Source organism: Marinococcus halophilus, assembly GCF_002265875.1.
GTDB classification, from domain to species: domain Bacteria; phylum Bacillota; class Bacilli; order Bacillales; family Marinococcaceae; genus Marinococcus; species Marinococcus halophilus.
The window spans coordinates 102,293-117,043 of sequence record NZ_NPFA01000008.1; the positions used below are offsets into that span (position 1 = coordinate 102,293).

Below are 14,751 nucleotides of genomic sequence, written 5' to 3' on the forward strand. Positions count from 1 at the left end.
TTCATAAAAGGAGAGGTTCTAGCAATGGCAAAGGTATTTTATAACAACGATGTAAATGAGGCAGCACTTCAGGAGAAAACAGTAGCAATCGTAGGTTATGGCTCTCAGGGCCACGCCCACGCCCAAAACCTTCGCGAAAGCGGCGTTCACGTTATCATTGGACTTCGCAGAGGAAAGTCATGGGACAAGGCGTCGGAGGATGGATTTGAAGTATATTCTGTAAAAGAAGCGTCAGCAAAAGCAGACGTTATCATGATCCTCCTTCCGGATGAGTATCAGCCGACGATCTACACAGAAGAAATCAAGCCGGAGCTTAAAGCTGGAAAAGCGATTGCGTTTGCGCACGGTTTCAATATTCATTTCAGCCAGATTGTGCCACCGGAAGATGTGGACGTATTCATGGTAGCACCTAAAGGGCCGGGACATATTGTGCGCCGGACATTCGAACAGGGAGCCGGTGTGCCTGCCCTGTATGCTGTGTATCAGGATGCAAGTGGAAATGCCATGAACTCTGCACTTGCTTATGCAAAACAAATTGGCGCCGGTCGTGCCGGTATTTTAGAAACGTCTTTCCAGGAAGAAACAGAAACCGATCTCTTCGGGGAACAGGCTGTTCTTTGCGGCGGAACGTCCGCGCTTGTTAAAGCCGGGTTCGAAACGCTTGTTGAAGCCGGATATCAGCCGGAAATTGCCTATTTTGAGTGCCTGCACGAGCTGAAGCTGATCGTTGATTTGATGTATGAAGGCGGTCTTGAAGGTATGCGCTATTCTATTTCAGACACCGCCCAGTGGGGAGATTTCCAGGCTGGACCGCGCATTGTAACAGAAGATACCAAACAGGCCATGAAAGGCATTCTGACTGATATTCAAACCGGCCGTTTTGCTAAAGGATGGATTGCAGAAAACCAGGCGAACCGTCCAGAATTCAACGCTACCAACGCCCGGGAAAGAAATCACCTCGTTGAGCAGGTAGGCCGTGAACTCCGCGAAATGATGCCGTTTGTTAACCCAAATTCCAAGGGAGTGTAATGCTGTGAAAAACATTAACGTTTTCGATACGACGCTTCGAGATGGAGAGCAGACGCCGGGCGTCAACCTGAACTTTGAAGAAAAGCTTCAAATTGCGAAACAGCTCGAACGTCTGGGTGTTGATATTATTGAAGCGGGATTTCCAGCTGCTTCTAAAGGCGACCTCCGTTCTGTAAAGGAAATCGCGGATACTGTCAAAAACAGTTCAGTAACCGGCTTGTCCCGGGCGCTTACTTCTGATATCGATGCCTGCTGGGAAGCGTTAAAAGGAGGGGCGGAGCCAAGAATTCACGTGTTTTTGGCTACTTCCCCCATCCATCGTGAGCACAAGCTTCATATGACACAGGCACAGGTAATTGAGACAGCGGTTAACGCGGTACGCTATGCAAAAGAACGTTTTGCCAAAGTCCAGTTTTCTGCAGAGGATGCCTGCCGGACAGAGCTGCCATTCCTGGCAGAAGTCGTCGAAGCAGTTATCGATGCCGGCGCCGACGTAGTGAACCTGCCGGACACAGTCGGCTTTATTATGCCGGAGGAAATCCGCAGTATGTTCCGCTATATTAAGAATGAGGTACCGAACGCCGATAAAGCTGTACTGTCAGCGCATTGCCATGACGATCTCGGCATGGCGACCGCTAACTCGCTGGCTGCTGTAGAAGGCGGCGCCGAGCAGGTGGAATGTACCATCAACGCGGTTGGAGAACGTGCTGGCAATGCTTCGTTGGAAGAAATTGCAGTTGCTCTGCATATCCGGAATGATTTTTATGGCAAATCGACCAATATTACGCTAAACGAAATTAAACGGACGAGCAGCCTTGTCAGTTCCCTGATGGGTATGCAGGTTCCAAACAACAAAGCCGTCGTCGGCGACAATGCTTTTGCCCATGAATCCGGTATTCATCAGGACGGCGTATTGAAAGAAACGTCAACGTATGAAATTATTACGCCGGAGCTTGTCGGTGTAGAAGCGAACCGGATGGTGCTCGGCAAACTTTCCGGCCGGCACGCCTTTAAAGAAAAAATTATTTCTCTTGGTTACAATGCCACCGAAGAAGAGATCAATAAAGTCTTCAAATCATTTAAAGAACTGGCAGATAAGAAAAAAGAGATTACGGATGAAGATATTTTTGCTTTAATGGCCGATGAGAAAGCCGGCGATGCGGTAAAATACTATACTCTTGAAACTCTGCAGGTCACGTATGGAACCGCCAATATACCAACTGCTACGGTTACGGTATTGGATCAGGCAGGAGAGCGCCTCGAGCATGCAGGTACTGGCTCGGGAAGTGTGGAAGCTCTTTACAACACGCTTGAAAAAATTGTTGGTGAAGGATTTACACTTCAGGATTATCGTATCCAGTCCACCACCGGTGGCCGCGATGCGTTAGCAGAAGTATTTGTGCGCCTGGCATTTGAAGAAACAGAATCAAGTGGACGCGGAACAGATAACGATGTGCTTGAAGCTTCTGCAAAAGCGTATATTAACGCGGTGAATCGTGTAATGAACCAGCGGCGTGCAGAAAACCAGCCGAAAGTAGCAAATATATCCACGCCATAAAATAATTACTGAAGCAGCGGACAAGGGAGAGATCGAGATGGAAAAGAAGATTGCGATCCTGCCCGGTGACGGTATCGGACGGGAAGTAACAGAGGCTGCAGCTCAGGTGCTGAAGCAGGTTGAAACATCGTTTAACCATTCATTTACGTTTGAGTATGCAGATATCGGCGGAGGTGCGGTGGACAAGTACGATGACCCGCTTCCTGCTCATACGCTTGATATTTGTAAAAAAAGCGATGCCATTCTGCTCGGGGCAGTAGGAGGCCCGGCGTGGGACCACCTTCCGGGAGAAAAACGTCCGGAAAAGGGGCTGCTCCGCATCCGTAAAGAATTAAGACTGTTTGCCAATCTGCGCCCGGTCCGCAGTTTCAAAAGTTTGCTGCACAGTTCGCCTCTGCGTGAAGAAGTTATTGATGGAGTCGACGTGATGATTGTCCGGGAACTAACCGGAGGTCTCTATTTTGGTGAGCCGAGAGAACGCCGGACCATCGATGGGGAAGAAGCAGCGGTGGACACATTAGTATATAAAAAATCAGAGATTCAAAGAATCGTTCAGCAGGCTTTTGAAATTGCCCGTTTACGCACGCAAAAAGTAATATCAGTTGATAAAGCGAACGTTCTTGAATCAAGCCGCCTGTGGCGGGAAACAGCCGAAGAAACAGCCAGAGATTACCCGGACGTGGAGCTTGAGCATATGCTTGTAGATAACGCTGCCATGCAAATTATGTATGATCCCAAAAAGCTGGATGTCATCGTAACGGAAAACATGTTTGGAGATATTTTAAGCGATGAAGCGTCCATGCTGACAGGGTCACTCGGCATGCTGCCGTCTGCGAGCATAGGCAGTGAAAAGCCAGCTTTATATGAACCGGTCCACGGGTCGGCACCTGATATCGCCGGAAAGAAAATAGCCAATCCTCTGGCTACGATCGCTTCAAGTGCCATGATGCTGAAATATTCATTCGGCCTTCAGAGAGAGTCAGATGTCGTAGAAGAAGCTATTGAACAGGTACTTTTAGAGGGGCTTCTTCCAGCAGACCTAAGCAGGGGTGAAACCTCTGCTGCCTCGACCGACGAAATCACAAAAGCTGTATGCCGTCATATTGAAAGGCTGGCATTAAAATAATAAAAGGAGGAAGTTCCATGAAGCCTAGAACTATCATTGATAAGATCTGGAATGAGCATGCAGTTCGTGCCGAAGCCGGTAAACCGAATTTAATGTATGTTGACCTTCACATGGTCCACGAAGTCACGTCCCCGCAGGCCTTTGAAGGACTCCGGCTGAGCGGACGCCCGGTAAGGCGGCCGGATCTGACCTTTGCGACGATGGATCATAATGTGCCGACGTTGAACCGGGAGTCTATTACAGACGCCATTTCGAAAAAGCAGATTGATACTCTTTTTGATAACTGTAAAGAGTTTGGCGTGGAGCTTGCTGATATTCACAGCCCAAATAACGGTATCGTGCATATTATCGGTCCAGAGCTCGGACTGACCCAGCCAGGGAAAACGATAGTTTGCGGTGACAGTCACACGTCTACTCACGGTGCTTTTGGAGCTCTTGCTTTTGGAATTGGTACAAGTGAAGTGGAGCATGTGCTTGCCACGCAGACGTTGTGGCAGTCTCCTCCGAAAACGATGGAGGTCCATGTGGATGGAAGACTGGGCACCGGGGTAACAGCCAAGGATATTATTTTGTCGATCATTGCAAAATTCGGCGTTGATTTCGGCAGCGGTTATGTACTGGAATATACAGGCGAGGCAATCCGTGGACTGACAATGGAAGAGCGGATGACGATATGCAACATGTCTATCGAAGCCGGCGCGCGTGCCGGTCTGATCAGCCCGGACCAGGTAACGTTTGATTACTTGAAAGGCCGCCGATTTGTACCGGAAGGTGCAGCGTTTGATGAAAAAGTGAACCAGTGGCGCCAGCTTGCTACAGACGAAGGAGCCGAATACGATGAACGCGTGGTGATCGCCGGAGACGAAATTGAGCCAATGGTAACATGGGGGACCAATCCATCTCAGGGTGTAGGTATCCATGGCACCGTTCCGTATCCGGAAGACGGCAGAAATGCCACTGAAAAAAAAGTGATTAAAACATCGCTGGATTACATGGCACTGGAGCCCGGGACGAAAATTACAGATATCCATGTGCAGCATGTGTTTCTTGGTTCCTGTACTAATGCACGGATCGGAGACCTTCGTGAAGCTGCTAAAATTATCCGCGGCAACAAAGTAGCTGAGGGCATCCGGGCAATGGTGGTGCCGGGCTCCCAGCAGGTAAAGCTGCAGGCGGAAGAGGAAGGACTCGACCAGGTATTCAAGGAAGCTGGATTTGAATGGAGAGACTCGGGGTGCAGCATGTGCCTCGGTATGAACCCTGATTTCGTGCCGGAGGGAGAGCGGTGTGCCTCCACCTCCAACAGGAACTTTGAAGGCAGGCAGGGAAAAGGTGCAAGGACACATCTGGTCAGTCCGGCTATGGCAGCAGGAGCTGCTATTTATGGACACTTCGTAGATGTGCGCAATTTAGATAAAACAGTTTCGTCATAAGGAGGGACCGGGATGGAAGCACTCACGGTGCATGAAGGAAATACGGCTGTACTGGAAAGGGCTAATGTGGACACAGACCAGATTATTCCGAAGCAGTTCTTAAAGCGCGTGGAGCGTACTGGGTTCGGTCAATTTTTATTTTTCGACTGGCGTTTCAAGTCAGACGGGGAAGAAGACCCTTCTTTTGAACTGAACTATCCATCGGCAGTCAATGCTTCGATTTTGATTGCTGATCACAATTTTGGTTCAGGCTCGTCGAGGGAACACGCCCCGTGGGCCCTTCAGGACTATGGGTTTCGGGTTATTGTCGCACCCAGCTATTCAGATATTTTTTACAACAATTGTGTTAAAAACGGTATACTGCCGGTAAGACTGCCCGAAAATCAGGTTTATGAACTGATGCAGAACGGGAAGAATAGAGAGTACCACTTAACAGTAGATTTACAAAATCAGCAGATCTCTGATAAAAATGAAGGTTTTCAGGCGACATTTGAAATAGATCCTTATTGGAAAGAGATGCTGTTAAACGGATGGGATGAAATTAGTATTACGCTTCAATATGAAGAAGACATCGAAGCGTATGAAAAACGGGTCAAAGTTTAACGGGATAGGCGGCCCATAGCGGCCGTCTTCTTTTGTACATTAAGATTTGCTGCATAGCTTTATACATATATATAATTTGACCTGCCCGCCCGAAAATGTATGATCTACTGGCATAGCGGATTTGCACAGAAGGAGGCTTCAGATGGGTAAAATGCCGAAGCAGAAGGTTGTTTCTTTCCCCGGAACAGCCAGCCAATTGGTTAAGCAGGGACTTGAACAACTGAAAGCGGGGGAAAAAGAACAGGCAGTACATGTGTTTCGTCATGCACTGATGCATGACAGTGTTAACCCGGATGCTTCCTATGGTCTTCTGTTGGCGTATGCTGAAGCAGGGCAAATGCAGAAGGCAGCCGCATGGGGGGAAGAGCTGCTGCAAGACAGGACCAGTGATTTTCTCGAAATCCTGCAAGTATATGTGCCGGTCCTGGCCCAACTGGGCAGGTACGACCAGGTAGTTGAAACGCTGGACGAAGTACAGGAGACAAAAAGCATCCCCAGCCATCTTCGGGAGCAGTTCGAGGAGTTGTATACCCTGGCTGGCGGAATGATGCAGACGGAAGTTGATACAGAACAATATAATAATCCAATACTGGAGGACCGTTCTTCGCTGCCGGTGGAATGGGAAATGATACTTCAAATGGGCACGGAGGAGCAGAAACTGAATGTGTTAAACGTGCTTCGAAAAGAAGGGCCGGAAACATGGATGTCTGCGATAAGGGAGCTGCTTGCCCGCCCGGAGACTTCTCCTTTAATGAAGAGTTTCCTTCTGCTGCTCTTAAAGGACTGGCAGGTCGAGGAGACTATATGGGTGGAGAAGCTGGGAAGGAAAGGGGAATTTGCCCCCTCGACGCTGCCGGCTTTGGAAGAAAGCAGTTCATATAAGGAGTCCTCGTTTCTGCTGGACAGCTCGCTCAGCGACAAAGACCCGGTTCTTCTGCAGCATGCAAAAGAGCTGCTGCAGCAGCTGCTGTTGTACTACTATCCTTTCCCGCCTTCAGTCCAGATTGAAGTGCTGGCAGCAGTTCTGCACTTCGAGACGCTCCGGCAGTTTGAACCGCTCCCGGACGAACAGGGTATCAGGGATTTTTACGGGGTGGCTGAACCAGGATTTAAGTCGATGCAGCAGGAATATGAAAGGATTCAGGGGTTCATTCAGGAAATCTGAAACACCCCATTTGAGAGTATTGTTTAATCCCTTGTGGGAGTAAGTTTAGCGGAAAATGATTCATTCATTGAAATGGTTTAGTGTTATGTTATAATAGGGTAGTTGTTTACACGGTAGAACCTAGTTATTTGGAGGGAATTTGAATGAATGCCAGTTGGGAAAAGAAAGAAGGAAACCAGGGAGTCTTAACCGTAGACGTAGAGTCGGAACGGTTTGATAAAGCTCTGGATCAAGCATTTAATAAAGTGAAAAACGATGTATCTATTCCAGGATTCCGTAAAGGAAAAGTACCGCGGAAGCTTTTTGAAAGCCGTTTTGGAGTAGAGTCTTTATATCAGGACGCATTGGATATCCTGCTTCCGGATGTTTATGCCGAAGCAGTGGATGAAGCGGGGATTGAACCAGTTGACCGGCCGGAAATTGATGTGGAAGAAGTGGAAAAGGGCAAAGACCTGAAATTCACAGCAACAGTTACCGTGAAGCCGGAAGTAGAGCTCGGCGAAATTAAAGGGCTTGAAGTAGAAGAGTTCGATACCTCTGTATCAGATGAAGAAGTGAATGAAGAGCTTGAAAATCTTCAAAGCAAATATGCAGATCTTGCCGTGGTCGAAGAAGGCGAAGTTCAGGACGGGGATACTGCTGTACTTGATTTCGAAGGCTTCGTAGACGGAGAAGCTTTTGAAGGCGGCAGTGCGGAAAATCATTCGCTTGAAATCGGCTCCGATTCCTTCATTCCAGGATTTGAAGAGCAGGTTGTAGGCATGCAGCCGGGTACAGAAAAAGACATTACGGTTACTTTTCCGGAAGAATACCATGCTGAAAACCTTGCCGGGCAAGAAGCTGTCTTCCATGTCAAACTTCATGAAATCAAGCGTAAAGAGCTTCCAGAGCTCGACGATGAATTCGCGAAGGACGTAGAAGAGCACGAAGCAGAAACACTCGACGAACTTAAAGAAGCAGTGCGCCATCAGCTCGAACATGATCGTGAGCATGAAAAAGAGCATCACGAGCGTGACACAGTAGTTGAACAAGCAGCGGAGAAAGCTTCAGCAGAAATTCCGCAGGCAATGATCAACACAGAATCCGACCGTATGCTTCAGGAATTCAGCCAGCGTCTCCAGTCCCAGGGAATGACTCTTGAAATGTATCAGCAGGTTACTGGTACGGACGAAGAAGGCATGAAAGAGCAGTTCCAGCCGGAAGCTGAAAAACGTGTCCGCATGAATCTGACACTCGAAGCTGTAGCCGAGCAGGAAAACCTCGAAGCAAGTGAAGAAGACGTGGAAAACGAACTTCAAAAAATGGCTGACATGTACCAGCGTGATAAAGAAGAAATCCGCAGCCTCATCGAAATGCAGGGCGGCGTGGATATGTTGAAACAGGATCTTCGTCTGCAGCGTGCGATTGATTACCTTGTAGAGCACAGCAAAACTGTACCGAAGAAGGAAAAACCAGAAGCTGAAGAAGCCGAAAGCGAATAAGGCATAAATGCTGTAAAAATCCTGAGGGTGAAGTGTGCCTTCAGGATTTTTCCGCCTAAAACGCTCAAAACCCAATTGTTTTGACCTGCGCAGGGCGGAGGGTATTGTTTCGATTTCCATAGGAAAGTATGATACAATTCAACTCAAGCGCAATAATTGTGTTATTTAAAAATCTCCTATATAGTAAACGAAGAATTAATATTTGTTTGTAGATAGAACAGAGAATATGCCGCGCTGAGAAGAATAGCTGGAAGGCTCAATCAGACGGTTTGATTGTATACATTACGCTGTTTCAAGCGTTTCATATTTAGGTGAGGGGTGAACCAGTTGATTAAATTCAATGAAGAAAAAGGTCAGTTGAAATGTTCCTTCTGTGGAAAAACTCAGGATCAGGTTCGTAAACTGGTCGCCGGGCCCGGGGTATACATTTGTGATGAATGTATCGAACTGTGCACGGAGATCGTGGAAGAAGAATTAGGTTCAGAAGAAGAAGTGGAATTCGAAGAAATTCCGAAGCCGTACGAAATTAATGAGACACTTGATGATTATGTTATCGGCCAGGAAAGAGCGAAAAAATCACTTTCTGTAGCGGTCTATAATCACTACAAACGTGTAAATTCGACTAAGAAAACCGACGATGTGGAGTTGGCCAAAAGTAATATAGCGCTTCTAGGCCCGACCGGTAGCGGGAAAACGTTATTAGCCCAGACGCTGGCCCGTATTCTGAACGTCCCGTTTGCGATCGCGGATGCGACTTCTTTAACAGAAGCAGGGTACGTAGGCGAAGACGTGGAAAATATTCTGCTGAAGTTGATCCAGGCAGCTGATTACGATACAGAAAAAGCTGAAAAAGGGATTATTTATATTGATGAAATCGATAAAGTAGCCCGTAAATCAGAAAACCCGTCTATTACTCGTGATGTGTCCGGGGAAGGGGTGCAGCAGGCCCTCCTGAAAATTCTGGAAGGAACAACAGCAAGTGTTCCACCGCAAGGCGGCAGAAAGCATCCTCATCAGGAATTCATCCAGATCGATACAAGCAACGTGCTTTTCATCTGCGGCGGTGCATTTGATGGTATCGAGCAGATTGTAAAAGAACGTCTCGGCCGTAAAATTATCGGTTTCGGAGCGGAATCTGAAAATGCAGAGATGGGCCACGATGAATACATGAGCCGGATTCTGCCGGAAGACCTGCTCCGTTATGGCCTGATTCCTGAATTTATCGGCCGTATCCCGGTTATTTCCAGCTTGTCGCAATTGGACGAGGAAGCATTGATTGAAATTCTTACGCAGCCGAAAAACGCGCTCGTTAAGCAGTATCAGAAGCTGCTGGAAATGGACGAAGTGGAGCTTGAATTCACTGAAGACGCGCTACGTGCGATTGCCCGCAAAGCAATTGAGCGTAAAACCGGGGCTCGGGGACTTCGTTCCATTATCGAAGGCATCATGCTTGATGTCATGTATGATCTGCCTTCCAAAGAAGAAATTGTTTCCTGCACTATTACAGCAGAAAGCGTAGATAGTGATGGATCCCCTCTTCTAAAAACAAAAGACGGCAAAGAAGTGACATTAAAACAGTACAAACCGAAAGAAAGTGCATAAACGGTTTTTCGCCTGAATGAAAAGGGACCTTATACAGAAACCCCCGCATCCGTATGGTGCGGGGGTTCTGATTATTTATACATAGTATTTATACGCCACTTCCTGTCAATGAGTAATGTTTCATAGACAGTAAATTTATAAATAGGATAAAATAAATAGTATACCTTTAGAACGTAACAACTGTATTATTGCCCAGCAAACGAACATAATTTGACGATAGAGGTGTTAATGAATGCCAAATACAACCACGATCTCCATTCCGATGCTGCCGCTTCGCGGGCTGCTTGTTTTCCCTTCGATGGTGCTTCATTTGGATGTGGGAAGAGATAAATCAGTAGAAGCCCTTGAACAGGCTAATGCGAAAGACAGCCGCATTCTGCTCGTAACGCAGAAAGATTTATCAGTAGATAATCCGGGAGAAGCTGATGTGTATCATGTCGGTACGGTGGCAAAAATCAAGCAGATGCTGAAGCTTCCAAACGGAACTATCCGTGTGCTGGTGGAAGGTCTGGAACGCGCAGAAATAAAAGAGTTTATCGACAAAGACGATTTTTTCGAAGTGGAAATGGAAGTACTGCCTACAGAAGAGCATACAGATTCGGCTGAAGAGCAGGCGCTTATGAGAAAAGCACTCGAGGCTTTTGAACAATACGCCACTGCCTCCAAGCGTATTTCCAGTGAAACAATACAGTCGGTGCAGGATATAGCAGGAGCTGACCGGCTCGCTGATATGATCAGTTCCCATCTGCCGTTAAAAGTGGCAGAGAAGCAGGAGCTGCTTGAACAGTTCACTGCATCGGAGCGGCTTCGTAAAATTATCGATATTCTGCAGAAAGAACAAGAAGTATTAGGACTTGAAAACCAGATTGGCCAGCGCGTGAAAAAATCCATGGAAAAGACGCAGCGGGAATACTACCTGCGCGAACAAATGCGGGCCATCCAAAAAGAACTCGGAGAATCTGATGGAAAAGAAAGCGAAGTCGATGAACTGCGGGAAAAAATTCAGCAGGCAAACATGCCGGAGCAGGTTCAGGAAAAGGCCGAAAGGGAGCTCCGGAGATACGAAAAAATGCCTGGGGCTTCTGCAGAGACTTCCGTTATCCGGACATATATCGAATGGCTTGTGGATATACCGTGGTATGAGGAAACTGAAGACCAGCTCGACATTAAGCGTGCCCAGCGTGTGCTCGACGAAGATCATTACGGCCTCGAAAAAGTCAAAGACCGGGTGCTCGAGCACTTAGCTGTACAACAGCTGACAGAATCAGTGAAGGGACCTATTTTGTGCCTTACCGGACCGCCAGGTGTTGGAAAAACATCCTTAGCACGTTCCATTGCCCGCTCGCTCGACCGTAACTTCACGAGAATGAGCCTCGGAGGCATCCGGGATGAAGCAGAGATACGCGGCCACCGAAGAACGTATGTCGGCGCTATGCCCGGACGCATTATTCAGGGCATGAAAAAAGCTGGAACTGTTAATCCGGTATTTCTGCTTGACGAGATCGACAAGATGGCAAGTGATTTCCGCGGAGACCCGTCCTCAGCCATGCTTGAAGTATTAGATCCGGAACAAAATAATACATTTGAAGATCATTATGTGGAAGAGCCGTACGACCTTTCCAAAACGATGTTTATCACCACCGCCAACAATATGAATTCCATTCCTGAGCCGCTGCTTGACCGTATGGAGGTTATCCGAATAGCCGGGTATACCGAAGTTGAAAAAGAAGGCATCGCCAAAAATCACCTTGTAGAAAAGCAGATTAAAGAGAATGGCTTGACAAAGGGCAGTATTCAATTCCGGCAGGGGGCTCTTTTGAAGCTGATCCGCGAGTACACGAGAGAAGCAGGCGTCCGGGGACTGGAAAGAGAAATTGCAGCGGTTTGCCGGAAAGCAGCAAAGCTGATCGTTATGGGTGAAAATAAAAAGGTAGTAGTAACGCCAGGGAAAATTGAAGAACTGCTTGGACGTCCAAGATACCGCTATGGACGCGCGGAAGAAGAAGACCAGGTGGGGGCAGCTACCGGCCTTGCCTATACCTCGGCTGGCGGCACAACTCTATCTATCGAAGTTTCTCTTGCAAAAGGAAACGGCCAGCTCCAGTTAACCGGAAAACTAGGCGATGTTATGAAAGAATCCGCCCAGGCCGCTTTCAGCTATATTCGGGCAAAAGCGGACGATTGGGGAGTGGATCCTGATTTTCAGGAAAAATGGGATATTCATATCCACGTCCCGGAAGGAGCCACTCCAAAGGACGGGCCTTCCGCTGGTATTACGATTGCAACAGCCCTGGTGTCTGCATTGTCCGGACGAAAAGTGAAAAAGGAAGTAGGAATGACCGGAGAAATCACTCTGCGCGGCAGAGTGCTGCCGATCGGCGGACTGAAGGAAAAATCAATGAGCGCCCACCGGGCCGGTCTAACGACGATCCTAATACCGGCCGATAATGAAAAGGATCTGGAAGATATACCGGAGAGCATCAAAAAAGACATTACATTTATCACGGTGAAACATCTTGATGAAGTGTTAAAAGAAGCATTGGAGGAGAAACATGAAAGTTCATAAATCGGAGCTGGTGATAAGCGCGGTCAGCCCTAAGCAGTACCCTGAGGGGGGGCTTCCGGAAATTGCTTTGGCCGGAAGGTCCAACGTAGGGAAGTCTTCATTTATTAATTCCCTGCTGGCAAGAAAAAATCTGGCCCGGACTTCCTCAAAACCCGGTAAAACACGCACGCTCAACTTTTATAATATCGAGGATCGTTTTTTGTTTGTAGACGTCCCCGGCTACGGCTACGCGAAAGTTTCAAAAAGTGAGCGGGCTGCCTGGGGCGAAATGATGGAAGAATATCTTAAAAGCAGAGATGTGCTTAAAGCCGCTTTTTTGATTATTGATTTTCGCCACGAGCCGACAAAAGATGATATCGCGATGTACGATTACCTGAAATTCCACGAGCTTCCGGTAGTCATTATCGCCACAAAGGCGGACAAAATTACAAAAAACAAACGTCCCCGGCATTTAAAGCGTGTCAAAGAAACGCTTAATCTTAAATCAGAAGACCAGACGGTGGTGTTTTCTGCAGAAACTGCCCAGGGAAAAGATGAAGCGTGGCGGGCTATTGAGCAGTTTATTTGAAAATAAAAAGTGGAAGTTATACATTGTAAAAGTGAGTGAATGATAAATAAAGCAGAAAAGAAACTGTCAGCCCTTGTTCACAAATTAACGCTAAAAGATAAATAGTTGTGTGATACAATGGGTTGTGTGAAGAGTGGAATGTAAAAATAGAGTTGAACATCTGGTGGTTGCATTAAACATGGTATTGATGACGCAGGGGGTGAAGATACGAACATGCATATTATTGTCGCTGGATTAGACTATAAAACAACTCCAGTTGAAACGAGAGAACGATTGGCTTTTCAAGAGGATACGCTTCCTCAGGCACTGCAGGAGCTTCGTGATATGAAAAGTATCCTGGAATGCGTCATCGTATCTACTTGTAACCGGACAGAAGTGTATGCGGTCGTCGATCAGCTGCACACAGGAAGACATTTTGTGAAAAAATTTCTCGGCCGCTGGTTTGAAATGCCGCAGGAAGAATTCGGTCCTTTCCTGAATATACGTGAAAATGATGCAGCAGTGCAGCATTTATTTCAGGTCACAAGCGGTCTGGATTCCATGGTGATCGGAGAAACGCAAATACTGGGACAGGTGAAAAATGCGCTTGCTACTGCCCATGAAAATGATACCACCGGCACAATATTTAACGAACTGTTTAAACGTGCAGTCACGTACGCCAAACGGGCCCATCACGAAACAGAAATTAATGACAATGCCGTTTCGGTCAGCTATGCGGCTGTAGAGCTTGGAAAAAAAGTAGTCGGCTCGTTCAAAAATAAACGCGTGCTTGTTCTGGGAGCCGGAAAGATGAGCGAATTGACAGCTAAACACCTGCATTCGGGCGGTGCTGCCGAAGTGACGGTGTTTAACCGCACGTACGAAAAAGCAGAACAGATTGCCAGACAGTTTAATGGAAAAGCAAAATCGATGGATGAGCTTACTAATGCGCTTGTACAGGCAGACGTGTTGATTTCCTCCACGGGATCGGATGCGTATGTACTGAGTAAAGAACAGGTTGCTTCCGCTAACAAGAAACGAAAAGGCAAGCCGCTGTTTATGGTGGATATTGCTGTGCCAAGAGATCTTGATCCGGCACTGAATCAGCTCGATAACGTTTTTCTGTATGACATTGATGATCTGCAGGATATCGTAAATTCCAATATGGAGGAACGTAAAAAAGCTGCGGCACTGATGGAGAGAATGATCCATGCCGAAGTGTCGGACTTCAAGGACTGGGTACACACGCTCGGAGTGGTGCCGGTGATTTCAGCTCTGCGCACAAAAGCTTTGGCAATCCAGGCAGATACTATGGAAAGCGTAGAGCGTAAACTTCCGGAGCTTACGGAACGGGAGAAAAAAGTATTGCGCAAGCATACGAAAAGTATCATTAATCAAATGATCAAGGATCCGATAACAAAAGCAAAAGAAATGGCTGATAATAACGATGCAGAAGAAATGCTGCAGCTGTTTACTGAAATCTTTGCACTTGAAGAGGAAGTAGAAGAAGCAAGAGCAGCAGAGGAGCGCCAAATACGCAAGGAAGAAGCGGAGGAGGAATGGAATGCCTCTAGAGAATCACGCGGATTCCGCCTTCCGTATGCTTACGCGACAGACGTCGCTGTTCGTTCCTAAGAGAGG

11 protein-coding genes are annotated in these 14,751 nt (G+C 47.3%); all 11 read left to right on the plus strand.

Going from position 1 to position 14,751, the window contains the following annotated elements; all coding sequences use genetic code 11:
• Positions 1–24: 24 nt before the first annotated feature.
• Complete coding sequence (gene ilvC / locus CHL76_RS09890; protein WP_079475807.1) at positions 25–1,029, plus strand: ketol-acid reductoisomerase; 1,005 nt, start codon at positions 25–27, stop codon at positions 1,027–1,029.
• 4 nt (positions 1,030–1,033) lie between these two features.
• Positions 1,034–2,587 (plus strand): 2-isopropylmalate synthase, encoded by a 1,554-nt coding sequence (locus CHL76_RS09895; protein ID WP_094908461.1) that lies wholly within the window; start codon positions 1,034–1,036, stop codon positions 2,585–2,587.
• 37 nt (positions 2,588–2,624) lie between these two features.
• Positions 2,625–3,713, plus strand: coding sequence for a 3-isopropylmalate dehydrogenase (gene leuB, locus CHL76_RS09900; protein ID WP_079475808.1), 1,089 nt, complete (start codon positions 2,625–2,627; stop codon positions 3,711–3,713).
• 17 nt (positions 3,714–3,730) lie between these two features.
• Entirely contained in the window at positions 3,731–5,146 is a 1,416-nt protein-coding gene (gene leuC / locus CHL76_RS09905; protein ID WP_079475809.1) for a 3-isopropylmalate dehydratase large subunit, read from the plus strand.
• A gap of 12 nt (positions 5,147–5,158) precedes the next feature.
• The gene (gene leuD / locus CHL76_RS09910; RefSeq protein WP_094908462.1) at positions 5,159–5,749 is read left to right on the plus strand and encodes a 3-isopropylmalate dehydratase small subunit; all 591 of its coding nucleotides are present in this window, start codon (positions 5,159–5,161) and stop codon (positions 5,747–5,749) included.
• A 142-nt stretch (positions 5,750–5,891) separates the two neighbouring features.
• Positions 5,892–6,914 carry a tetratricopeptide repeat protein gene (locus CHL76_RS09915; RefSeq protein ID WP_094908463.1) on the plus strand — a complete coding sequence of 341 codons (1,023 nt, stop codon included), beginning with the start codon at positions 5,892–5,894 and terminating at the stop codon, positions 6,912–6,914.
• A 143-nt stretch (positions 6,915–7,057) separates the two neighbouring features.
• Entirely contained in the window at positions 7,058–8,395 is a 1,338-nt protein-coding gene (tig, locus tag CHL76_RS09920; RefSeq protein WP_079475812.1) for a trigger factor, read from the plus strand.
• A gap of 327 nt (positions 8,396–8,722) precedes the next feature.
• Positions 8,723–9,997 carry an ATP-dependent protease ATP-binding subunit ClpX gene (gene clpX / locus CHL76_RS09925; RefSeq protein ID WP_079475813.1) on the plus strand — a complete coding sequence of 425 codons (1,275 nt, stop codon included), beginning with the start codon at positions 8,723–8,725 and terminating at the stop codon, positions 9,995–9,997.
• A 232-nt stretch (positions 9,998–10,229) separates the two neighbouring features.
• Positions 10,230–12,563 carry an endopeptidase La gene (gene lon, locus CHL76_RS09930; RefSeq protein ID WP_094908464.1) on the plus strand — a complete coding sequence of 778 codons (2,334 nt, stop codon included), beginning with the start codon at positions 10,230–10,232 and terminating at the stop codon, positions 12,561–12,563.
• The gene (yihA, locus tag CHL76_RS09935) at positions 12,550–13,131 is read left to right on the plus strand and encodes a ribosome biogenesis GTP-binding protein YihA/YsxC (protein WP_079475815.1); all 582 of its coding nucleotides are present in this window, start codon (positions 12,550–12,552) and stop codon (positions 13,129–13,131) included. Before lon ends, yihA begins: the two co-directional genes overlap by 14 nt.
• 213 nt (positions 13,132–13,344) lie before the next feature.
• Positions 13,345–14,745 carry a glutamyl-tRNA reductase gene (hemA, locus tag CHL76_RS09940; protein ID WP_079475816.1) on the plus strand — a complete coding sequence of 467 codons (1,401 nt, stop codon included), beginning with the start codon at positions 13,345–13,347 and terminating at the stop codon, positions 14,743–14,745.
• Positions 14,746–14,751: the final 6 nt, after the last annotated feature.